Source organism: Pseudarthrobacter sp. GA104, from assembly GCF_009741265.1.
Lineage (GTDB): Bacteria > Actinomycetota > Actinomycetes > Actinomycetales > Micrococcaceae > Arthrobacter.
Window position 1 is genome coordinate 3,223,698 of the sequence record NZ_WOWL01000001.1, and the last position, 21,592, is coordinate 3,245,289.

Consider the following 21,592-nt stretch of genomic DNA (forward strand, 5'->3'; position numbering starts at 1 on the left):
TCAACCCCCACAAAAACCGTCCCAGATGGCAGGGCTACGCTGCCCTGGCCGTTCTCTTAATACTGACCGCAGCCGTAGTTGCCGCCGCACTGGCCCATCGCTGAGTCCGGGCTGACACTCGAAAGCATCGTAGACTTACGGTTTGAACCAGAGTGCTGCTGAACTTCTTGCCGAACGTCCTGGGGGATAAACATGTCCGATCCGGCGGATCAGAATGCGCGCGCCAATGCAGAAGATGCAGGACAGCCGCCACTGCGACGACGCCGCGACCTCCGTCGCGCCGACGGCGGGCCGGCGGATGTCCGGACAGGAACCATGCCAGCCGTACCGCCCGCACCGTCCAGCCCGCCTGAAGCCGGAGGGCCGCTGACACGCCGGACCTCGTGGGCAGAAGCTGCCGCGGCCGCCGATGCCGCGCAGCCAGCCTCTGCCGTCCCGCCTCCCACCCGGCCACCTGCAGCCGCCCTGACGGCCGCGCAGGACACCCCCACCTCCGTCGCCGGTGCGCCTGCTGCGGAAGCCCCGCAGCCGCCGTCGGCCGCCCCTGCTGAAGCTCCCGCCTTCCGCCGCGTCCGGCCTACCGTTGCAGACAGCATTGCTGAGAGCCCAATGCCGGACTTCATCAGCTCGCCGGGGCTGTTCGTGAAGGAGCAGAAGCCGCGTCCCGTGGGCGGCCTCCGCGGAGCCATCTACAGCATGACCGGCGGCGCCTGGAACCTGGGCCCCAGCGCCAAGCAGCGCCAGGAGGACGAGCTGGGCCGACGCATCTCGCGACAGTTGCAGGGCAGCTACAACACGGCTGTGCTCAGCCTCAAAGGCGGCATCGGCAAGACCTCCACCACCGTGGGCGTGGGCCTGACGCTGGCCGAATACCGCGGGGACGCCCCCTGCGCCATCGATGCGAACCCCGACTCCGGCGACCTCGTGGAACGGGCACTGGGCGAGGGCATCTACCAGCAGTCCAGCCCGCGCACCATCACAGACCTCCTGAAAAACATCGACTCCATCGACTCGCTGACAGCCCTGGCCCGGTACATGCATCACGCCGGCCGGCTGCACCTGATCGCGGGGGAGCAGGACCCGGAGGTCTCGGATTCACTCACGGCTGCTGAGTACCTGCGGATCCGCAAACTCATTTCCAACTACTACTCTGTGGCGCTGACCGACTGCGGCACGGGCGTGACGCACAACGCCATGAGCGGGATCCTGCAGTCTGCGGACAACCTGGTCATTGCCGCAGGCTATGCAGTGAGCGGTGCCAAACGTGCCCGCAGCACCCTTCACTGGCTGGCCAGCCACGGGTACGAGGAACTGGCCCGGAACGCCGTCGTCGTTATTACGGACAAGGACGAGGTCTCCTCCCGGGTAGACAAGGACGCCATCGAGGAACACCTCGCCGGGATCTGCCGCGAGCTCATCGCCGTCCCGCACGACCGCGGCGTGGCTGACGGCGACCTCGTCACCCTCGATGTCCTCAAACCTGAGACCCGTCGTGCCTACAAAGAGATCGCCGCTGCAATCGTGGACGGTTACCGGTAGAACGCCTCCGCTTAGTGCCCTCCGCATTGACCGTTTTGGCAGGACGCGCAGGCAAGTAGGGAGAGGGGTGCCGCAGGTACCCGGCGGGGGAAACTCAGGTACCGCCTACTGGTGCCCCAGCCACGATGCTGGGCTAATTTCGGCCCATGGGTGGATACGAGGAAGACCGGCAGGCCATTCCCCTTCCGTGGGCGCCTGTGCCGGCCGCAATGTTCGGGTTTCGGGACGGTGCGGCCTGGGTAGCGGACGATGTGTTCGTCACACGCGACGGCCGCGGCGACGTGCTGGTGGAGCGCTGGGACGGAAGCGGTGTACGGTCTGCAGTCGTTCGCAGGGACTGCGAAGGTTTCACGAGGTCGATGTGGATCAAGCTCATGGAAATAGCTGTGGACGGGACCCCGAAATCGGCGCCCTAGTTTCCAGTCGCCGCCAATTCCGGGCCCGGCCGCAGTCAATGCCGGAATTTGTTTCTGGACATTAGGGATTTAGGTTCTGTCCGGCTGTACCCTTTGTTCAGGCCGGGGTTGCGCGCTGCAGTCAATCAGTGTTGCGGCCGAGGCCTGGTGCCGGGCTCAGCCGGCGCCTACAGCCGATAAAGGAATAGCCGATGTCACGGGACGAGTTCACTCTCCTCTCAGTCACCGGCGCAGGGGAAACGGCAGGTCCGGGGGGACCTGCACTGCCGCAGCAGGCGGCGAAAGATGGTTCCCTGCGCGATCAGGTGATGGAGCTGATCAATGATGTCCTCACTGATCCTGATCCCAAAGCGGAGTGGGCCAGGGCGCAGCTGCGGAAGCACCTTGCGTCCCACCCGGACAACCCCGAACGTGCGTTTCTTGAGCATCTTGCCGGGACACGGAAACAGGGCGCGCGGCAGCAACCACGTCCTGAGGGTGTGGACGGTACCACTGCCGGTCCCCTTGATGAGCGCAGGGCCCCTGATACCGGGCTTACGAAGAGAATTGAATCGGTTTTGGGCAGCAGGCTGTTGCTGACGGCGTTTCAGCCAATCCACGAATTGCCGGAGCGGCGCGTCGCCGGGGTTGAAGCCCTTACACGTTTTGTCAGCAGCGACGGATCAGACGCCGACACGTGGTTCCGGGAAGCCGAGGCCGTGGGCCTCGGAACCGAGTTGGAGATCGCTGCGCTGCAGTGTGCAGTGTCCGCGGCGCGGATGGTCCCCTCGCATCTCTTCGTCGCGTTCAACCTGACTCCGGCAGCGTTTACGGAGACCCGTGCCCAAGACCTGCTGCAGAACTCCGGGCTGGCGATGGACAAGATCGTCGTTGAATTTCGGGGCGGGGCCAATGACATGCAGTGGAGTAGGGTAATCCGATCCGCGAAACCGCTTCGTGAACGCGGGTTGAGGGTAGCAGTGGATGGTTCCGGGCAAGGCTATACCTCTGCCGAACGGATTCTCAGCTTCCGTCCGGACATCATCAAGGTCGATCGCACTTTCATTGACGGGATTCTTGAGGAGCCAGGCCTGGACAAGCCGGCAGTGATTAGCCTTGCCCAGGAGGTCGGGGCCGTCCTGGCAGCCGAAGGTATTGAAACGGATGCGGAGCTTGCCGCAGTCATCGATGCCGGCCTCACTGCCGGCCAAGGGTATCTGCTGGGCCGGCCGTCGGTGCATCCGCTGGACTGGTCGTCGTGGGTCATCCAAACGACTGTAGGCGTAGCCACGGAGTCCTAGTTGGAATGGATTGAGGATAACGCGGGGGATCAATGGCGGGGGAACAACAGGATGATCTGCTAACACAGGCCTTGCTGCTCGACGAGATCGGCCAGTCTGTGATCGGGATGGACAGCAGCTGGCGGGTCACGTACTGGAACCGTGCCTCCGAACGATTGTATGGTTTCGCTGCCTCGGAGGTGATCGGATTGACGCCTCTTGATCTGGGCATCGTCAATAGTTTCCCGATCCCCGGGCCAGGGCCTGCGAATGAGGAGATCGCGGAGCGGTTAGCCCTTGGCCAGGACTGGTCCGGGGAATTGGGGATGCAGGATCGGTCCGGCAGGCAGTTTCCAGTCCATGCGACGATCAGCCCGATCAGGGGCCGGCACACGGTGGCAGTGGACATCGTGGCCATTTCAAAGGACATTACTGACCGGAAACTCCGGGAGGCGGCCTTGGGCCGGCTCTCCGCGATGGTGGAGTCCTCGGGGGATGCGATCATCGGCGCTGACATGGACGGGAAGATCACCAGCTGGAACGCAGGTGCCGTACGGATGTTCGGCTGGAGCATGGCGGAAGCCGTCGGCCAAACGCACGCGCTGTTCACCACCCGGAATGCGGAGGACTTGGATGTTCGCGTCGCTGAGCGGATCCGCGCCGGGGCTTCCGTCTCAGGGGTAGAGGCCCGGTGGCGGCGCAAAGACGGCTCGGTCATTGACGTGGACCTGACGCTGTCACCGGTGTATGGGCAGGACGGAAAGCTCGCCGGCGCTTCCGCCATTGCCAGGGACATCACGGAGATTAAGCGGTTGCGGTCCGAAGCCGATGCCGAGCGGCGCCGGTTGCTTGCATCTCAGGAAATGGCGCATGTGGGAAGTCTTGAGTACTCGGGGGCCACGGGGGAGACCTGGCACTCACAGGAATTCGCGCGCATCGTGGGCCTGGCGCCAGGGGAGTCCCTATCAAGGGAATGGCTGCTGGAGCGGACACACCCGGAGGACCGTGACCGGGTCCGGCAGGTGTGGCGGGACCTGCATTCGGGGGCGCGATTCGCTGATATAGAGTACCGGCTCCTCCGGCCGGATGGCGGGCAGCGATGGCTTCATTCACGGATACTGAACGTCGACGGCACTCACGGGCAACCAGCTCAATTCCTTGACACGGTACTGGACATCACTGAGCGCAAGAAAGCCGAGCAGGTCCTGGAATGGCAAGCCCGTCACGATGCCCTGACAGGCCTGCCCAACCGGTACCTGATAACCGAGGTGCTGCAGGGTTTCCTTGACGATGGTTCCCGGCCAGTGGTCATGTTCGTCGACATCGACCGCTTCAAACTCGTCAATGACGGTATCGGCCATGGCGGCGGTGACAGAATTCTGACGCTCCTGAGTGACCGTTTGACGAAGACGGTGAGGGCCGGCGACACGGTAGGGCGTTTCGGGGGCGATGAATTCATTATTGTCTGCGAGAACATGGGCATGCGTGCCGCCAAGGTGATGGCCGGGCGAATCCGTGAATGCATCAGGGCTCCGTTCGAGGTGGAGGACCGGCAGATTTTCCTCAACGTCAGTGTTGGTATCGCCCTGGCCGGACCTGATGACACAGCACAATCCATGCTGGGCGGCGCGGATACTGCAATGTATAGGGCCAAATCGGCTGGCGGGGATGCATCGGTGGTTTACCACTCCAGAATGACTCAAAGGGCCAGTGGACGGTTGGACATGGAGTCGGACCTATGGCTAGCCCTGGATCGGGGAGAACTGCGGCTGAATTATCAGCCGATCATGGAGCTCGCCACTGAAACGCCACTCGGTTTCGAGGCTCTCCTGCGGTGGGAGCATCCCGACCATGGCCTCATTCCACCGGAATCATTCATCCCGGTCGCTGAAGAGACCGGCCTGATCGTTCCGATTGGAACCTGGGTGCTGCAAGAAACCCTGCGCCAGGTGCAGCAGTGGCGTCAGGAGGTGGAGGGAGCCGGAGACCTCACGGCAGCAGTGAACATCTCCGGACGCCAGTTCGTGGCGAAGGACTTTCCGGACATCGTGGAGGCAGCAATCCAGGTGTCCGGCATTGATGCTGGAGCCGTTCATTTGGAGATCACTGAAACCGTTCTCATGGACGAACCGGACCTGCCCAAGGAAACCCTGCAACGTCTTTCCCGCCTGGACGTCGGCCTTTCCATTGATGATTTCGGCACCGGCTACTCCTCCCTGGGCTATCTGAGGTGGCTTACTGCTAAGACTCTGAAGATCGATCGCACTTTCATTCAGGAACTGGGAGACCGCCCGCATGGGGGCACCGTCATAGAGCTTGTCCTGGGCATGGCGAAAAGCCTCAAACTCGACGTCATCGCTGAAGGCGTCGAAACCCACGCCCAGCTCAACGAACTTCGGCGGATGGGCGTCACCCGCGCCCAGGGATACCTCTGGAGCAAGCCGATTCCCCCGGAACGCGTCCCCGGGTGGTTGAACGGCCGGCTGAGGAAAACCCGTACGCCGGCAGCGCTGACGCCGGGCTGACGGCGCTCACACACACTCTCAAGCAACTTTGGGCGCGCGATGCCTCTGGCATTGCTGGACACCGGAGGCCAGGGCGTACTCTGCCGGACAGCCACGTGGGGAAGCCCGCCGATTGGGGGGGAAATGTGGCGGGCCTCCCCGTAGCGCCCCAAGCCGCTGAATCTTGATCTCGTCAGGACAATCAATTTCCGGGGGATACGGCAAGTGGAACGGTGTTTCACAGTGCAACTACTGTAGTGCCGCGATAGCTTGGCGGCACTACCGGAAATCTTCGCTTGCGCCACTCAAGACTAAATCAAGATTTCCGCAAGAACGGGCGAGTGTTCTGGAAGTGGCTGTTGCCTCCGGCCCCATCGATGGGGCGGAACACGCACCTACCGCGTATCCAAATCCTCGAACACCAAAAACGTCTGGGTGTCCAACACCCCGGGCATGGACTGCAGCTGGTCGAAGATGACCCGCCGCAGGTCGATGTTGTCCACGGCGCGGACCAGGAGGATCACGTCGAAGTCGCCGCCCACCAGGGCCACGTGGTGCACCTCGGGGATCACGGCGAGCTGGTCCCGCAGCTCGCGCCAGGCGTCCTGCTTCAGCTTCAGGGTCACGTAGGCGGAGGAGCGGAGCCCCGCCTTGATCGGGTCCACCAGCGCCGTGAACTTGGACAGCACCCCTTCAGAAGTGAGCCGGCCGATCCGCGTATACGCGTGCGCCCGGGAGATGTGGACGTTCTCCGCCACCTGCGTGACTGACATCCGGCCGTCCCGGGTCAGCTCGGAAATGATCCTGCGGTCGATCTCGTCCAGCGGGACGGGTTCCGTCCCGGCATCCCTGCCTGCCACTTGCTCCACGGCCCCCGTCAGTAATCCGGCCCACACTTACAATTCGTCTTCCAGTGTAGGCAGAATCGGGCACGATCGTTTCAGTTCACGGGATGCCGGATGCGAAACCCCGGCCAAAGGCCCGGCTACGGAGACTTGCGGCTATTGGCATCCTGCAGCTGCGACGCGGTTCGGAGGAAGTCGCAGTCACTGGGGGAGAGGGAACTTTCCCCGTGCCTGTCCTGTTCAACCTGCACCCCGGTGGCCTTGGTGATCGCCGCCACGACGGTCCGGGGAAGGATCCTGCATCCGGGATTCTCCACCAGCCACTGCCGCGTTTCCGGTTCGAGCCGGTCCCACAACTTCTCAATGTCCATTCCAGCTGCCCCCACTTTTGTAATTCCTCGGTGTAAGAGATGCCGCCTTGCCCACAGCGGTTCCGGGGCAGAAAGGACTGCGCTGTCCCTCCGCACCCTGCGCACCTTCCGAGTGTGGTCCCGCATGAAGGAGAGGTCAAGGGACTTTTGGCACGGGCTCTCAGCACCGGACCTGGTCCTGCAAGGGGCGTGGTCACCGGGGCCCCGGCGTCCCTGGCTGCCATTTTGTCCACACACCCTGTCAGTAATCTGGCTCACACTTACAGTTTGTCTCCCACAGCAGGCAGAATCGCGCAGCTTCTCCACGATTCCTCCGGGAGCTGGATACGAAACCTGCCCGGGGCGGATACTGGGAAGGAATAGTGGCAACAGAAGGACGGAACAATGACGATCTCCGCAGACCACACCGCGCCGGAGCGCACCGGCACGGCACCCGCCGGGAATGACCTCTCGGAAACGGCCAAGAAGTTCGGCATCAGCGCCGAGGACTACATGCTCCCGGCCCGGCACCAGATCCAGATGGTGGACCCGGCCGGCCGGCTCCTGCCGGACAGTGAGCAGGGCACCGAACCCGGCCACGAGTACCCCGTGCCCGGCGACGGCGAACTGCTGGCAGCGTACGAGCAGCTCGTCGTCGGCCGCCGCGTCAATGACCAGAACTCCGCGCTGGTCCGGCAGGGCCGCATGGCCGTCTACCCGTCCAGCCACGGGCAGGAGGCCTGCCAGGTGGCCGCCGCCCTCTGCCTCTCCGACGGCGACTGGATGTTCCCCACCTACCGCGATGCCGTCGCCGTGATGACCCGTGGCGTGGACCCCGTGCAGGTGATGACCATCTTCCGCGGCGACTGGCACAGCGGGTTCAACCCCCTCCAGCACAAGGTGGGCATTCAGTGCACCCCGCTCACCACCCAACTGCTGCACGCCGTGGGCGTGGCCCACGCCGCCAAGCTCCGCGGCGAGGACACCGTGGTGCTGGCCATGTGCGGTGACGGCGCCACCAGCGAAGGCGACTTCCACGAGGCCCTGAACTTCGCCGCCGTCTTCCACCTGCCCGTCATCTTCTTCGTCCAGAACAACAAGTACGCCATCTCGGTGCCGCTGGCGCACCAGTCCGTGGCGCCGTCGCTCGCGCACAAGGCCGTGGGTTACGGCATGGCCGGCGAACGCGTGGACGGCAACGACGTCGTGGCCCTCCTCGCCGTCCTGGACCGGGCCGTGAAACTGGCCCGCGAAGGCTCCGGCCCCCTGCTGGTGGAAGCCAACACCTACCGCATGCAGGCCCACACCAACGCCGACGACGACACCCGCTACCGCGAAAGCAGCGAGGTTGCGGAATGGCGGGCTAAGGACCCGGTGAACCGGATGCGGACCTACCTGACGGACCGCGGCCTGCTGGACCCCTCCGTGGAAGCGCGGATCGCCGGGCACGCCGAAGCCGTGGCCACGCAGCTGCGCGACGGCCTCAGCGAGGACGTCCCGGTGGACCCGCAGGAGCTCTTCCGCCACGTCTTCGAAGAGACCACGCCCCAGCTGAAGGAACAGTCCGCCCTGCTCGCCGACGAACTCGCCCGCGACGCAGCATCATCACAGGAGGCCGGCAAGTGAGCCCCACCATCACCACCTCATCCGAGGCCAACGGCAACGTTTCTGCTGCAACCGCCCGGGCAGCAGCCTCCGCCGCCGCCACCGCGGAAGCCGCCGGCCCGCAGCCGGTCACCATGGCCAAGGCCCTCAACACCGCCCTGGCCGACGCCATGCACGCCGATCCGTCCGTGCTGGTGTTCGGCGAGGACGTGGGCATGCTGGGCGGGGTGTTCCGCATCACCGACGGCCTCACCGCCACCTTCGGGGAGCAGCGCTGCTTCGACACCCCGCTGGCCGAGTCCGGCATCGTGGGCATGGCCGTGGGCATGGCCATCAACGGGATGCGCCCGGTGATCGAGATGCAGTTCGACGCGTTCGCCTACCCGGCGTTCGAGCAGATCGTCAGCCACGTGGCCAAGATGCACAACCGCACCAAGGGTGCCGTGAAGCTGCCCATGGTGATCCGGGTGCCCTACGGCGGCGGCATCGGGGGAGTGGAGCACCACTGCGACTCCTCCGAGTCCTACTACGCCCACACCGCCGGCCTGAAGGTGTTCACCCCGGCCACCGTGGCGGACGGGTACCGGATGCTCCGCGAGGCCATCGACTCGGACGATCCCGTGATGTTCATGGAGCCCAAGAAGCTCTACTGGTCCAAGGACCTCGTGGACCTGGACGAGCTCCGCCGCCTTCACGCGGAAGGCACGACGGCGGGACGCACCACCGAAGGCCGCGCCGCCGTCGCCCGTCCCGGCACGGACGCCACGCTGATCGCCTACGGCCCGTCCGTCCCCACCGCGCTCGCCGCCGCCGAGGCGGCAGCGCTGGAAGGGCGCTCGCTGGAAGTCATCGATGTGCGCACCATTGTCCCGTTCGACGACGAGACAGTCAGCGCGTCCGTGCGGAAGACCGGCCGGGCCGTGGTGATCGCCGAAGCCCACGGCTTCGCATCCGTGTCCTCGGAAATCGTGGCCCGGGTGCAGGAGCGCTGCTTCCACCACCTGGCCGCCCCCATCCGCCGCGTCACCGGGTTCGACATCCCGTACCCGGCGCCCAAGCTTGAGAAGTACTACCTGCCCGGCGTGGACCGCATCCTCGACGCCGTCGACGACCTTCAGTGGGAGAACTGACCATGAGTGAAACGCGTGTGTTTTTGTTGCCGGACCTGGGTGAGGGCCTGACCGAAGCCGAGCTGGTGTCCTGGCACGTTGCTGTTGGTGACGAGATTTCCGTGGACCAGCCGATTGCCGAGGTGGAGACTGCGAAGTCCACGGTTGAGGTGCCCTCCCCGTATGCCGGGATCGTGGCCGAGCTGCATGGGCAGCCGGGCGAGACCCTGGACGTGGGGAAGCCGCTGATCTCGGTGACGCCTGTCTCCGTGGCTGGCACCGCCGCGGATGATGCCGCCCCCGCCGAGCCTGCCGGACCGGTGGTGGAGCCTGCCGAAACCGAGCTGGGCGAGCCCGCGGCCGAGCCCGCCAAAGCCCACCCGGAGGCGGAGGCATACCGCGAGGAGGAAAAGGCCGGGTCGGGCAACGTGCTGATCGGCTACGGAACCCCGGGCGGTCACGGCGTTGCCCGGCGGACCCGCGCCCGCAGGTCATCCGTTGCCTTGGCTGAGCCTGTCGACACCACGCCCGCCGAAACTCCCGCCGAGGACGACCTCACCCTGCTGCGCACCCGCGTCCCCGGCAGGCTTGGTGCCGTGATCTCCCCGCTGGTCCGGCGCATGGCGCGGGAGCACGGCGTGGACCTCGGCGAGCTCCCCGGCTCGGGCGAGGGCGGGCTGATCATGCGCCGCGACGTGGAGAAGGCCATCCATGCGCCGGTGGTCGAGCCTGCCGAAACCAGGCCCGTCCAAACCCCCAAGGCCCCGGCTGAACCCGCCAAAACCACAGCGTCTCCGGAGGGCGTCGACGCCCGAACCGGGCTGCCCATCGCTGCCCGTACACCGGTCAGGGGAGTGCGCAAGGCCGTTGCCGCCAACATGGCGCGCAGCCGTTCCGAGATCCCCGAGGCGACAGTCTGGGTGGACGTGGACGCCACCGGTCTGTTGGAGCTTCGCGAAGGGCTCAAGGCCGGCGGCGCCCAGGTGCCGGGCCTGCTCGCGTTCATCGCGCGATTTGTCACAGCTGGGCTAAAAAAGTACCCGGAACTGAACACGCGGATCGAGACTGCGTCCGATGGGTCCCAGGAGATTGTCTCGTTCGACGGCGTCAACCTCGGGATCGCCGCCCAGACCGACCGCGGCCTGGTGGTCCCGTCCGTCCGGGCAGCCGAGAAGCTGACTGCCCGCGAACTGGACGCCGAGATCCGCCGGCTCACCGACGTCGCACGCCAGGGCAAGGCGACCCCAAGCGAGCTTGGCAGCGGCACCTTCACGCTCAACAACTACGGCGTGTTCGGCGTGGACGGCTCCGCGGCGATCATCAACCACCCCGAGGTGGCCATCCTGGGCGTGGGCCGGATCATCGACAAGCCCTGGGTGGTGGACGGTGAGCTCGCCGTCCGCAAGGTCACCGAGCTGACCCTGACCTTCGACCACCGGGTCTGCGACGGCGGCACGGCCGCCGGCTTCCTCCGCTTCGTGGCCGACGCAATCGAAAACCCAACCACCCTCCTCGCCGACATCTAACCCCCACCCGACGCTCTCTCACTTAACGTCGGTTAAATTCCAACCGTCTCTCACTTGATGTGGGTTTAACCCAAACCCTTTCCCACTCGATGCGGGGACCAGCCTCGAAAAGGCAAAGCGAACGACGGCGGCCGCGTGCCGCCGTCGTTCGTGTTCCGTGCAAAGGGCCAAGGCGCCAGTGCGGCAGCCGATGCGTGCAGGTCCCCCCTACTTCTTATTCAAGCCCCCTATTTCGCCTTTAGTGCTTCACAAGCCCGGAATCAGCGGACTAACATCCTGCCATCTGGTGATCGTCATTCAGTCGATACAGAAGCCGAACTTACTCACTAAGTAAGAAATTATGCGGAGATAACCCCGGCACTTTGCGCCGCGCCCGCAATCCGTCCGCGGAGTCACCTAATGTGGCTGCCGCGGATGCTGAACATTCAACGCCGAGTATCAGCATGGTCCATTGCGCGCATTTGTTTTGAATATATCTTCCCCCTGCGCGCCCACCTGAATTCTTGAATGGAGTTTCCGATGAAGAAACTGCTAGTCCTGTGCGCCCTGTTCTTTGCCTTTTTTGCCAGTGCCAGCCCCGCTACTGCTGCCCCGGGTGGTGACGTCCTCCTGGATGTGACCTTCAAGGCCAACCAGCTTTGCAAGTACCCGGTGCAGTTGGTGGTTACCGGTAAATCAAAGTTTATTGACCTTCCCGGCGACCGATTCTTCATAGCATCTCCGGGGCAGGAGGTAACCATCACCAACCTGAAGACTGGAGAGGAAGCAACCTTTCTCATTACGGGCAGCACGCATGCACAGGTAGAGGCTGACGGCACAACGGAAGTCACCGTGACCGGATTGAACGTGGTGCTTAATCCGCGGGAGTCAAACTCAGAATTGCCGGGAATCTATCTGTTGGAGGGAAACTTCAATTTTGCCCTCAAAGCGGATGGGACTGAAGAAAGAGTGTTCAGCGGTACTGGAGATGTAACGGACATCTGCGCACTGCTGGCATAAAACCAGGCCAACGGCCCTCCCTGCGGCGCCGCCTGGAGGGCCAGCGGTGGTGATCGCACGGGGCAGCAGGGCTCGGGAGGCGCAGGGGCCGACGGCTTCTTTGCGAATCGACGCTGATCCGCCGCCTCCGCCATCGGCCCCGGTCTGTTTTTCAACACTTTGGACCCGGCGGCTCAAGAACAGGCGGGCATTGCGTCAAGAATTCCTCAAGACTGCACCGACACCGCAGCGGCCCCTGCGGTCCCGAGGGGGATGACGTGCGGGCGGCCTTCCGTGGGTTCGGGCACCACATGCGCGTCCAGGCCGAACACCTCCAGCAGGCGGGCCGGCGTGATGACCTCCGCGGGGGTTCCCTGCGCCATGACGGCGCCGTCCTTCATGGCAATGATGTGGTCCGAGTACCGGGCCGCGAGCGAGATGTCGTGCAGGACCATCACCACTGTGCGCCGGTGGTCGCGGTTCAGCCTGCGGACGAGTTCCAGCACGTCCACCTGGTGCGCCAGGTCCAGGTAGGTGGTGGGTTCATCCAGGAGCAGGATCCCCGTTTCCTGCGCCAGGGTCATCGAGATCCAGGCGCGCTGCCGCTGCCCGCCGGAGAGGTCGTCCAGCGGTGTATCGGCCAGCTCCAGGATGTCGGTGGCAGCCAGGGCCGCCTCCACCACTGACTCATCGGACGCCGAAAACTGCTGGTACCACTTCTGCCGGGGGTGCCTGCCCCGGGACACGAGGTCCGCCACCGTGAGCCCCGACGGCGCCGTGGGCGTCTGCGGCAGCAGGCTGATCCGGGTGGCAATATGGCGGGTGGAATGCTGCCTCAGCGGGGCGCCGTCGAGGAACACCTCGCCGCCCCGCGGCGCCAGGAGCCTGCCCAGCCCCCGCAGCAGCGTGGACTTGCCGCAGCCGTTGGGGCCGATGATCGAGGTGACCTGCGCATTGGGGATCTCAAGCGAGAGGTTGCTGATGATGTCGGCCCCCTCGTAGCCGAGGCTGAGGCTGCTGGCGCGGAGGCCCTCCTGCTGCCCTGTGGACGTGTTCAACTCAGCCTCCGCTGGTACTTGAGGATCAGGTGGATCAGGAAAGGCGCGCCCACTACGGCCGTGGCCACGCCCACGGGCAGGGGAGCAGCAAGGACGTTCGCGGACACCGTGTCAGCCGCGAGCACGAAAATGGCGCCCACCAGGGCGGACACACCAACGGGCGGAACCACCGTGGCGGCCAGGGCGCGGGCAATCCGTGGGCTGGCCAGCGCGACGAATGCCACCGGCCCGGCTGCCACCGTGGCCACCGAGGCGAGCAGGACGGCGATAGTGAGCACAACCAGCCGGACGGTGCCGATGCGGGCGCCGAGCCCGACGGCGGTGTCCTCACCCAGGCTGGTCAGCAGCAGCCACCTGCCGCTGGCAATGCCCGCCACGAGCAGCACGGCCGCGCTGAGCGCCAAGGGCTGCACGGTCTCCCACTCCTTCCCGTTCAGGGAACCCATCATCCAGGTGAGGGCCTGGGCGGCACTGGTCACGTCGCCCAGCGTGAGGATCCAGGTGGTGAGGCTTGCCGCCAGGCCGGAGATGCCCAGGCCGGCCAGCACCAGGCGGTAGCTGTCCAGGCCCCGCCGGTAGGAGAGCACGTACACGGCGATGCCGCTGAGGATGCCGGCGCCGAAGGCCGCCGCCGGCATGCCCACCGTTGCCGCCACGCCGCTGAGGCCGGCATGCCCGCCGCCGGCGATCACCAGCACGCTGACGGCGCCCAGGGATGCCCCCGCCGTCACGCCCAGCAGGTCCGGGCTGGCCAGCGGGTTGCGTGCCACGGTTTGGGTGATGGCGCCTGCCGCGGCGAGGCAGGCACCGACGACGACGGCGGCAACCATGCGGGGTGCGCGGAACTCCGTCACGGCAAGGTGGATGCGGGCATTGGAGTCATCGCCGAGCAGGGCCCGCAGGACATCCGGGTATGCCAGGGGAGTGCCCCCGAAGGCGACGTGCAGCGCCATGGCCGCCACGGTGCCGAGGACGAGCAGCCCCGCAACAACCATGGCGCGGACGTTGACGCGGACGGATACCGGCCCGGCGCGCAGCGCCCTGATGCCGGTGGCACCCGGGCCGGGCTTGTGGGGCTGTGTTTCCTGCAGGACGGTCATAGCGTAGCCAGCCTCCGGCGCCGGGCCAGATAGACGAAGAACGGGGCGCCCGCCACGGCCAGGACCACGGCGACGGACAGTTCCCCGGGGCGGGCGATGAGCCGGCCCGCCGTGTCCGCAAGGAGCACCAGGGTTGCCCCGGTGAACAGGGACAACGGAACGAGCCACCGGTAGTCCGGGCCCGTGATGGCGCGGGTGAGGTGGGGGACCAGCAGTCCAGCGAAGGCGATGGGGCCGGCCAGCGTGACGGCGGTCCCGGCCAGCAGGGTGACGGCGCCGATCCCCACCGCACGGGCGCGCAGCACGGAGATGCCCAGGGAAACTGCGGTGTCTGATCCCAGGGCGAGGGCGTTCAGGGCGCGGATGTTCGCCAGGGCCAGCGCCACCCCGGCGACGATGAACGGCCAGACCAGGTCAAGGGCGCCTGAGCGCCCCGCCAGGGATCCCACCTGCCAGAACCGCAGGGTGTCCAGCGCCTGGTCGTTGAGCAGCACGATTCCCGCCACCAGCCCGGAACACAGGGCGGTGACGGCGGCGCCGGCCAGGACCAGGGTGACCGGGGTGGCGCCGTAGCGGGCCGCCGAACCGATCATGAACACCAGGACACTCGCCGCCAGCGCTCCGGCGAAGGCCAGTCCCGCCTGGGTAAGGGCGGGGAGCTCGCCTGCAACCGCCGTCGCGGCAACAATGGCCAAGGCCGCGCCCTGGTTGATGCCGAGCAGGCCGGGGTCCGCCACCGGATTGCGGGTGTGCCCCTGCACCAGGGTCCCGGCGAGGCCCAGGCAGATCCCGGCGCAGACGCCCAGTACGGTCCGGGGCCAGCGCAGTTCACGGACGGTCACGTCCATCACGTCCCCGGTAGGGGTGAAGACCGCGTGCCAGACCTCCTGCAGGGATGAGGGCTGGCCGCCGATGCACAGGCTGAGTACACAGGCCGCGAACAAGGCGAGGGCCGAAGCCAAGAGCCACGCCGTGCGGTTTCGGGGCGGCTTCCTGCCGGGGACGCCTGCGGGGCCGGCGGAGGGATGCGCCTCCCGGGCCACGGGCGGCCCCGGCGCCGGTCCAGCATTAAGCGTTTTCACATGCGGCTTTCTATTACGTCACGGGTTTGTGAGCTAATCCCCGAAGTCCTGCTACAGTCTACGGCAGGCACAGGTAAGCCTTACCTAACGCCCCGCATCCCCCGTAATCTTTCGAAGGCATCCCCGTGAAAATTCGCATCACCCGGCAGCTCACCGCTGCCGCCGCAGGCCTGGTGCTGCTGGTGCTGGCCGCCGCCGGCTGCGCCTCCCCGGCGGCCAGCACCAGCAGCACCACCTCCACCGCTGCGGAAGCGGCCGGCTTCCCGCTGACCATGGACCACACCATGGGTTCCACCACCATCGAATCCGCCCCCAAGCGCGTCGTTGCGCTGGACCCCAGCTACATCGACGCAGCCCTCCTGCTCGAGGCTGACCTGGTGGGCTACGTGCAGTACCGGCAGGACCCCAAAGCGCCTTTCGCCCCTTACCTCGGCGACGTCGCCGAGGCCACCAAGGACTCCGTGAACGTGGGGACCCTGGCCGAACCCAACCTGGAAAAAATCCTCGAACTGCAGCCGGACCTGATCGTCTCCGCGAAGGTCCGCCACGAGGCCCTGTACACGCAGCTGTCCAGGATCGCGCCCACCATCTTCTCCGTGAGCACCGGCCCCACCTGGAAGGAGAACGTCGTCTTCCTCGGCGAGGCCCTGGGCAAGAAGGCCAAGGCCGAGGAACTGGTCAAGGCCTATGAGGACCGTGCCGCCAAGGTCGGCGCTGAGATCCTGGCCAAGAAACCGGACGCCACCTACTCCCTGGTCCGCTTTACCGGCGGCGACACCGCCCGCCTGTACTCCTCCAAATCCTTCATCGGCGAGATCATGGCCGACATGAACATTCCGCGTCCCAAGGACCAGCCGGACAGCGAGAAGGAAATCTTCGTGCCGCTGTCCGCGGAGCAGATCCTGCAGGGTGACGCCGGCCTGGTCATGGTCAGTGCTTTCACCCCGGCCGGAGCCGAAGGGGACAAGGCCCGCGCCCAGCGGGAGGCCTTCACGTCCAACCCGCTGTGGCAGCGGCTCCAGGGCGAGGTCATCAATGTGGACGACGCCACGTTCCTGGCCTCGGTCAGCATCCAGGGCGCCCACGCGGTGATCACCGACCTGGCCAAGCACTACGGCGTGGATCCGCAGCTGCCCTAATGCTGCGGACGGCTGCTTCACCATCGGTGTCCCGGCACCCTGTCCGGGTCTTCGAGGCAGTAGTGGCGGAAGTGCGGGACCTGGGCCCGCACTTCCGCCGCATCACCCTGGCCGGTCCGTCACTGCGGGGGTTCGGGGTGCCGGGCCCCACCCTGGACCTCCGCGTCAAGCTGATCCTGCCCGCCCCGGGTCACCCCCTCACACCCCCCGGTGCCCCCGACGGCACCCTCCAGCCGGGCTGGTACCAGGCCTGGCTCCGGCAGGAGCAGCCGGGCCGGGGCTTCATCCGCAGCTACACCGTCCGCGCCTTCCGCCAGGGCCCCGGCGGACCGCACATCGACATCGACGTTGTGCTCCATGACGGCCCCGCCGCCCACGCAGGGCCCGGTTCGGCCTGGGCGCGGGACGCCGCGCCCGGGCAGCCGGCATGGTTCGTTGGGCCCGATGCCGCCGCGGTCACCGCCGCCACGCCCCTGCCGGAGGCCGGCATCAACTGGAACCCGGGCAGTGCGCGGCACGTCCTGCTCGCCGGCGACGAAACCGCCGTCCCGGCCGTCAGCTCCATCCTTGAGGCCTTGCCCGAACACCTCTCCGGAGACGCCTACCTGGAAGTCCCTGATGCCCGCGGCGTCCTGCCGATCACTACCCGCAGCGGCGTGGGGATCACGTGGCTGGACCGCGACAGCGGCGCCGTCCCCCGGGGCCGGCGCCTGGAGCAGGCCGTCGGGGACGCCGTCGCCCGTAACGGCGTCGGCCCGGGCACTTACGCCTGGGTGGGCGCCGAAACGGGAACCGTCGGGGCCCTCCGCCGCTGCCTTGTTGGCGCCGGGCTTGATCCCCGAACGTCAGAGTTCCGCGGCTACTGGAGCCGGGGCAAGGCCGGCTCCGGGGCCAACGGCATTCCGCTGGCAGCTACCTAGGCAGGTACCCGGGCGGGAGTTGAATCCCAAATATGAGTACTCAGTACTCGTGACCGGCTGCGGCGTCGCACCTAGGCTGGACGGAAGGGGATGAGACCGGGGCGCTGCGTTCTTGCCCGCAGTCCCCTGTGGACCACGCTGGGAGGACACATGGCAGACAGGCCCCGCAACGGCCTCTTCGCCTGGATGGGTGCGCCACGGACGCCGCGGCGTCCTGGCCCTGAGGATGGAACGTCACCGGCGGAGTCGATCAAGCAGCCTGCGCGGACCGGCGGCGCCGTCCTGATGATAGTTTCCCTGGCGCTCACGATCGGCTCGCTGAGCGTTGCCGCGAATACGCCTGGACCCCAGCCTCCAGAAGGGAAAGACACAGAGCCGGTGACCCAGGCGACTGGCTCGGCGCAGCCCGCTACGGGTGCTGCTTCCCCGGAGCCAACTACTTCTGATCCTGGGCCGCCGCAGCCAATTGCCGAGGCCGGCTCTCCGGAGCCCACGGCGGAAACCTCATCCCCGGAGCCAACCCAGGACGGCGGGTCCGGGCCGGCTGCCAATACCGAGTCCTCGCCCTCCCTTGAGGCCCTGCCGGTGGGCGACCTGCCCGGCTGGAGGCAGATCTTTGTTGAGGATTTTACCGACGGGGACGTGCCCCTGGGCGGTTTTCCCGGCATCTACGGGTCGAGATGGAGCGAGACCTACAAGGACGGCACGCCAGACACCCATGCCAAGACGCAAGAAAAGGCCGCCAGAACGTCCGGCTATTTTCCATCCAAGGTTTTGAGCGTCCATGACGGCCTCCTGGATATGTACCTGCACTCGGAAAACGGCGTCTCCATGGGTGCGGCACCCTCCCCGAGATTCGACGGCGCTACCCAGCCGCCGTACAACAGCCAGCTCTACGGACGCTACTCCGTGCGATTCAAGGCCGATTCCCTGCCGGGTTTCAAGGTGGCCTGGCTGCTCTGGCCCGTCAGTAAGCAGTGGCCGCAGGACGGGGAGGTCGATTTCCCGGAAGGGGACCTGTCCAAAGTCATCTATGCTGCCTTGCACGGCATCGGCCCGGACGGGCACAGATTCGACGTCTTCCGTCCCAACGTTCCGTTTACGGACTGGCATGTGGCAACCACCGAGTGGAGCCCCGGGCGCATCGAATTCTTCCTTGACGGCAAGTCCATCGGCGTTGCCACGTCAATGGTCCCGGACAAGCCAATGCGCTACCTCCTGCAGACCGAGTCCTGCCTGACAGGCTGCCCGGCACCCGAGACCAGCGGCCACGTGTACGTCGACTGGGTGGCCATCTGGGCCAGGAACTAGGCACGGCCCGCCCGGGTTTTCCGGCAGGCCCGGCCACCGGCATGCGTGCGGGTCCCGGGAACTTCAAGTGCCGGTAGGTACAATCAACGCCTAGAGGAACGCACACTGCTTTGCCGGAGGTACGGAGAAACAATGTCGGAATGGCTCGAAGTCGGCGCGAACAACTATGTGCTGGTCACCGAAGGATCGCTGCTGAACACCGGACTGGTGGTGGGATCCGAGCGGGCCATGGTGATCGATACCGGCTGCGGCCCCCGGCAGGGCCAGGAAATTCTGGACGCGGTGCGGGACAAGACCCAGCTGCCGCTCGTCGTGGTCAACACCCACGCGCATTACGACCATTTCTTCGGCAACGCGGTGTTTGCGGAGGCCGGCGCCACCGAGTTCTGGGCGCACCAGAACTGCGCCACCGAAATCGAAGAGCGCGGGGACCTCCAGCGCCGCTTCGTGGGGACGCTGGAGCCGGAGATGTCCACCGGGGAGGGCGAAAACGTGGAGCTCGTGGTCCCCAACGCCATCGTCAAGGACCAGCCGGTGCTGGTTGACCTCGGCGGGCTGACCGCCACCCTGTTCTACCTGGGCCGCGGCCACACGGACGGCGACCTGCTGGTGGGCACCCCCACCACGCTGTATGTGGGGGACCTGGTGGAGCAGGGCGCGCACCCGTCCTTCGAGGACTCCTACCCGGAGGAGTGGGCGGACGTGCTCCGCCACATCTCGGCGCTCCGCCACCGCTACGAGTTCCTGATCCCCGGGCACGGGAAGCCGTGCAGCGACCAGTTCGTCAAGACCATGGCCCACACGCTGACCACCGCGGTCCGCCAAGCGCGCCAGTCCATCCGCGACACCCCGGACGACGCCACCAAGGCCATCCCGGTCCTGCCCTACGGGCCGGAACAGTCCCGCTGGTTCATCAAGCGGCTGCAGGAGACCCGCCGCGAGCACTAGCCAAAGTAGAACGTACGACGGCGGCCGCGTGCCGCCGTCGTTCGCCTTGTGTTTCGCAGGGGGGACCTTCAGCCCGGCAGCCCGGCGTTTTCCCAGCCCGCCCCGCCTAGGATGTTCCCCATGAAGGTTGCCCGAGAGGCGAACTCCGCTGCCGTGGTGATAAACGCCGGGGCGCGCCTGGGAGCGGCGGCGCCCGAGCTGGCGGTGGACACCCTGCAGAGGGCCGGCCTGCCCGTCTCCTCCGTGCACCACGTGCTGTCCGGCGCGGAGCTGCCCGGAATCCTTGACCGGGTGGTGGCCGACGGACACGACCTGGTGGTGGTTGGCGGCGGTGACGGAACGGTGTCCTGTGCCGCCGGCCGGCTCGCCGGGACCGGAATCGTGCTCGGCGTCCTGCCGCTGGGCACCGCAAACGACCTTGCCCGCACGCTGGAGATCCCGGGCGATCTTGCCGGCGCCTGCGCCGCGCTCGCCGGCGGCAAGGTGGTGGACATCGACCTGGGGCGGGCGAACGGCCAGCCCTTCCTGAACGTCGCGTCCGTTGGCCTGTCGGTCGGGGTCACCGAGACCCTCAGCCCCCGCCTGAAGCGGTACCTCGGTCCGGCCGCCTACGCCGTGGCCGCCGTGCGCGCCTACGCCCGCCACCGGCCGTTCCGGGCCCGGCTCGAGTTCCCGGAGGGGGACCATGGCACGCTGGAGCTCGAGGACATGCTGCAGGTGGCGGTGGGCAACGGCCGCCACTACGGCGGCGGCAACACGGTCTCGCCGACGGCCGGGATTGACGACCACCTCCTGGATATCTACGCCATCCCCGGGGCGCCGCTCCGCGAGCACGTGCGGATCGCACGGCTGCTGAAGGACGGCAGCTTTGTGGAGCGCCACGGCGTGCACCACCTGACCACCCGGCGGGTCCGGCTGGTTACCGAGCCGCCCATGCCCGTGAATCTCGACGGCGAGATCGCCACGGCCACGCCCGCCGACTTCACCATCGAGCGCAATGCCGTGCACGTTGTGGTGCCGGAAAGCAGCACCAGTGCCCGGTTCGATGGCTAGCGGGCCGCGCCGGCCGGCCGGCGGTGCCTTCAGGTCCAGGCAGGAATGGCTCAAGTACGGCGGACTTTTTGTGCTGGCCGTGCTGGCGTTCGGGGTGGCTGCCATTGCCCTGATGGGACCCCCGAACCCGGACGAAGCGGGCCCGGCGGCCGCAAGCCCCGCGGCCGCCGCGCCGACAATTACAGCTTCCGTGGCGCCGACACCCAGCGGTACCGCCGCGCCTGCAACGGGCGGAACGCCGGGAATTGAGCTGCCCGCCGAGCCCGTCCTGCTGATTCTTGGCGATTCGTACACGGCCGGGGTGGGTGCGGACCAGCCGGACCAGGGGTGGGCGTACCTGGTTGCCGCGGAGCTCGGCTACCCCGCCACGGTGGACGGCGCGGGCGGAACCGGGTTCGCCTGGGGCGGCGGGGCGCAGGACGACGGGGGTGAAGAGTACGAAGTCCGGCTGCGGAAGATCGCCGGCAATGCCGCCTTCGTGCCCAACGTCCTGGTGCTGCAGGGCGGACAGAACGATTCCGCCGTCGCTAATCCGGCTGAAGTGGAAGCCGCCACTGCCCAGACCATCGAGGCGGCCCGGAGGTTCTGGCCGGGTGTCCAGGTGGTGGTGCTCGGGCCGTCGGCTCCGCAGCCCCTGGCGGAGGGACTGCGCGGCGTGAACAGCGCCGTCCGGGCCGGTGCCGCGGCAGCCAACGCACCCTTTATCGACGCCGTCGAGGGCAACTGGTTCACGGGCGCCAACAGTCCGGGCTTCGACGCCGACGGCGCCCACCCCAACACCGCCGGCCACGCCTACATCGCCGGGAAGTTCCTGGAGTCCTGGGCGGGCCTGACGCGGTAAGCCGGGCGG

General features: G+C 66.8%; 19 protein-coding genes. 14 read left to right on the plus strand and 5 right to left on the minus strand.

Going from position 1 to position 21,592, the window contains the following annotated elements:
• Nucleotides 1–315 precede the first annotated feature (315 nt).
• The 4 genes from GK109_RS14655 to GK109_RS14670 all read left to right on the plus strand — a co-directional run bounded on the left by GK109_RS14655 (nt 316) and on the right by GK109_RS14670 (nt 5,739).
• Nucleotides 316–1,539 carry a MinD/ParA family protein gene (locus GK109_RS14655; RefSeq protein ID WP_231754873.1) on the plus strand — a complete coding sequence of 408 codons (1,224 nt, stop codon included), beginning with the start codon at nt 316–318 and terminating at the stop codon, nt 1,537–1,539.
• A gap of 146 nt (nt 1,540–1,685) precedes the next feature.
• A complete protein-coding gene (locus GK109_RS14660; RefSeq protein ID WP_157241450.1) occupies nt 1,686–1,955 on the plus strand; it encodes a hypothetical protein in 270 nt (89 codons plus the stop codon).
• A 191-nt stretch (nt 1,956–2,146) separates the two neighbouring features.
• On the plus strand, nt 2,147–3,235 hold the full coding sequence (locus tag GK109_RS14665; protein ID WP_157241451.1) for an EAL domain-containing protein: 1,089 nt from the start codon (nt 2,147–2,149) through the stop codon (nt 3,233–3,235).
• A gap of 32 nt (nt 3,236–3,267) precedes the next feature.
• Nucleotides 3,268–5,739, plus strand: a complete 2,472-nt coding sequence (locus GK109_RS14670; RefSeq protein ID WP_157241452.1) for an EAL domain-containing protein — start codon at nt 3,268–3,270, stop codon at nt 5,737–5,739.
• Between the two features lie 374 nt (nt 5,740–6,113).
• Here the strand turns inward: GK109_RS14670 and GK109_RS14675 are convergent, their stop codons facing one another.
• Both GK109_RS14675 and GK109_RS14680 read right to left on the minus strand, forming a co-directional pair.
• On the minus strand, nt 6,114–6,578 hold the full coding sequence (locus tag GK109_RS14675; protein WP_370460607.1) for an Lrp/AsnC family transcriptional regulator: 465 nt from the start codon (nt 6,576–6,578) through the stop codon (nt 6,114–6,116).
• A 125-nt stretch (nt 6,579–6,703) separates the two neighbouring features.
• Complete coding sequence (locus GK109_RS14680) at nt 6,704–6,949, minus strand: hypothetical protein (protein ID WP_370460608.1); 246 nt, start codon at nt 6,947–6,949, stop codon at nt 6,704–6,706.
• 369 nt (nt 6,950–7,318) lie between these two features.
• On the opposite strand from GK109_RS14680, the gene GK109_RS14685 reads away from it, so the two are divergent.
• The 4 genes from GK109_RS14685 to GK109_RS14700 all read left to right on the plus strand — a co-directional run bounded on the left by GK109_RS14685 (nt 7,319) and on the right by GK109_RS14700 (nt 12,152).
• Nucleotides 7,319–8,539 carry a thiamine pyrophosphate-dependent enzyme gene (locus GK109_RS14685; protein ID WP_157241453.1) on the plus strand — a complete coding sequence of 407 codons (1,221 nt, stop codon included), beginning with the start codon at nt 7,319–7,321 and terminating at the stop codon, nt 8,537–8,539.
• Complete coding sequence (locus GK109_RS14690) at nt 8,536–9,648, plus strand: alpha-ketoacid dehydrogenase subunit beta (protein ID WP_321214214.1); 1,113 nt, start codon at nt 8,536–8,538, stop codon at nt 9,646–9,648. Before GK109_RS14685 ends, GK109_RS14690 begins: the two co-directional genes overlap by 4 nt.
• 2 nt (nt 9,649–9,650) lie before the next feature.
• Nucleotides 9,651–11,153 (plus strand): dihydrolipoamide acetyltransferase family protein, encoded by a 1,503-nt coding sequence (locus tag GK109_RS14695; RefSeq protein ID WP_157241454.1) that lies wholly within the window; start codon nt 9,651–9,653, stop codon nt 11,151–11,153.
• Between the two features lie 519 nt (nt 11,154–11,672).
• Nucleotides 11,673–12,152 carry a hypothetical protein gene (locus GK109_RS14700; RefSeq protein ID WP_157241455.1) on the plus strand — a complete coding sequence of 160 codons (480 nt, stop codon included), beginning with the start codon at nt 11,673–11,675 and terminating at the stop codon, nt 12,150–12,152.
• Between the two features lie 206 nt (nt 12,153–12,358).
• Here GK109_RS14700 and GK109_RS14705 read toward each other — a convergent pair whose 3' ends face one another.
• The 3 genes from GK109_RS14705 to GK109_RS14715 are packed head-to-tail and all read right to left on the minus strand — an operon-like array spanning nt 12,359 to nt 15,371.
• Nucleotides 12,359–13,189 carry an ABC transporter ATP-binding protein gene (locus tag GK109_RS14705; RefSeq protein ID WP_157241456.1) on the minus strand — a complete coding sequence of 277 codons (831 nt, stop codon included), beginning with the start codon at nt 13,187–13,189 and terminating at the stop codon, nt 12,359–12,361.
• Nucleotides 13,186–14,289 (minus strand): iron chelate uptake ABC transporter family permease subunit, encoded by a 1,104-nt coding sequence (locus GK109_RS14710; protein WP_231754874.1) that lies wholly within the window; start codon nt 14,287–14,289, stop codon nt 13,186–13,188. Before GK109_RS14710 ends, GK109_RS14705 begins: the two co-directional genes overlap by 4 nt.
• A complete protein-coding gene (locus GK109_RS14715) occupies nt 14,286–15,371 on the minus strand; it encodes a FecCD family ABC transporter permease (protein WP_370460609.1) in 1,086 nt (361 codons plus the stop codon). Before GK109_RS14715 ends, GK109_RS14710 begins: the two co-directional genes overlap by 4 nt.
• Nucleotides 15,372–15,496: 125 nt before the next feature.
• Between GK109_RS14715 and GK109_RS14720 the strand changes: the two genes are divergently transcribed.
• From GK109_RS14720 to GK109_RS14745, 6 genes are all read left to right on the plus strand, one after another.
• A complete protein-coding gene (locus GK109_RS14720; RefSeq protein WP_370460610.1) occupies nt 15,497–16,510 on the plus strand; it encodes an ABC transporter substrate-binding protein in 1,014 nt (337 codons plus the stop codon).
• On the plus strand, nt 16,510–17,430 hold the full coding sequence (locus tag GK109_RS14725) for a siderophore-interacting protein (RefSeq protein ID WP_157241457.1): 921 nt from the start codon (nt 16,510–16,512) through the stop codon (nt 17,428–17,430). The genes GK109_RS14720 and GK109_RS14725 overlap by 1 nt, the downstream gene beginning before the upstream one ends.
• A gap of 150 nt (nt 17,431–17,580) precedes the next feature.
• Nucleotides 17,581–18,741: a glycoside hydrolase family 16 protein gene (locus GK109_RS22125; protein WP_231754875.1), complete on the plus strand. Its 1,161-nt coding sequence runs from the start codon at nt 17,581–17,583 to the stop codon at nt 18,739–18,741.
• A 132-nt stretch (nt 18,742–18,873) separates the two neighbouring features.
• Entirely contained in the window at nt 18,874–19,689 is an 816-nt protein-coding gene (locus GK109_RS14735; protein ID WP_157241458.1) for an MBL fold metallo-hydrolase, read from the plus strand.
• Nucleotides 19,690–19,809: 120 nt separating this feature from the next.
• A complete protein-coding gene (locus GK109_RS14740) occupies nt 19,810–20,742 on the plus strand; it encodes a lipid kinase (protein WP_157241459.1) in 933 nt (310 codons plus the stop codon).
• Nucleotides 20,735–21,583, plus strand: coding sequence for an SGNH/GDSL hydrolase family protein (locus GK109_RS14745; RefSeq protein ID WP_157241460.1), 849 nt, complete (start codon nt 20,735–20,737; stop codon nt 21,581–21,583). The genes GK109_RS14740 and GK109_RS14745 overlap by 8 nt, the downstream gene beginning before the upstream one ends.
• The last annotated feature ends 9 nt before the right edge of the window (nt 21,584–21,592 follow it).

Excerpts from the sequence above, each read along its gene's own strand:
- GK109_RS14655 (WP_231754873.1), top strand. The coding sequence starts at position 316 with ATGCCAGCCGTACCGCCCGCACCGTCCAGCCCGCCTGAAGCCGGAGGG.
- GK109_RS14660 (WP_157241450.1), top strand. The coding sequence starts at position 1,686 with ATGGGTGGATACGAGGAAGACCGGCAGGCCATTCCCCTTCCGTGGGCG.
- GK109_RS14695 (WP_157241454.1), top strand. The coding sequence starts at position 9,651 with ATGAGTGAAACGCGTGTGTTTTTGTTGCCGGACCTGGGTGAGGGCCTG.
- GK109_RS14685 (WP_157241453.1), top strand. The coding sequence starts at position 7,319 with ATGACGATCTCCGCAGACCACACCGCGCCGGAGCGCACCGGCACGGCA.
- GK109_RS14745 (WP_157241460.1), top strand. The coding sequence starts at position 20,735 with ATGGCTAGCGGGCCGCGCCGGCCGGCCGGCGGTGCCTTCAGGTCCAGG.
- GK109_RS14665 (WP_157241451.1), top strand. The coding sequence starts at position 2,147 with ATGTCACGGGACGAGTTCACTCTCCTCTCAGTCACCGGCGCAGGGGAA.
- GK109_RS14725 (WP_157241457.1), top strand. The coding sequence starts at position 16,510 with ATGCTGCGGACGGCTGCTTCACCATCGGTGTCCCGGCACCCTGTCCGG.
- GK109_RS14710 (WP_231754874.1), bottom strand. The coding sequence starts at position 14,289 with ATGACCGTCCTGCAGGAAACACAGCCCCACAAGCCCGGCCCGGGTGCC.
- GK109_RS14740 (WP_157241459.1), top strand. The coding sequence starts at position 19,810 with ATGAAGGTTGCCCGAGAGGCGAACTCCGCTGCCGTGGTGATAAACGCC.
- GK109_RS14670 (WP_157241452.1), top strand. The coding sequence starts at position 3,268 with ATGGCGGGGGAACAACAGGATGATCTGCTAACACAGGCCTTGCTGCTC.
- GK109_RS14735 (WP_157241458.1), top strand. The coding sequence starts at position 18,874 with ATGTCGGAATGGCTCGAAGTCGGCGCGAACAACTATGTGCTGGTCACC.
- GK109_RS14700 (WP_157241455.1), top strand. The coding sequence starts at position 11,673 with ATGAAGAAACTGCTAGTCCTGTGCGCCCTGTTCTTTGCCTTTTTTGCC.
- GK109_RS22125 (WP_231754875.1), top strand. The coding sequence starts at position 17,581 with ATGGCAGACAGGCCCCGCAACGGCCTCTTCGCCTGGATGGGTGCGCCA.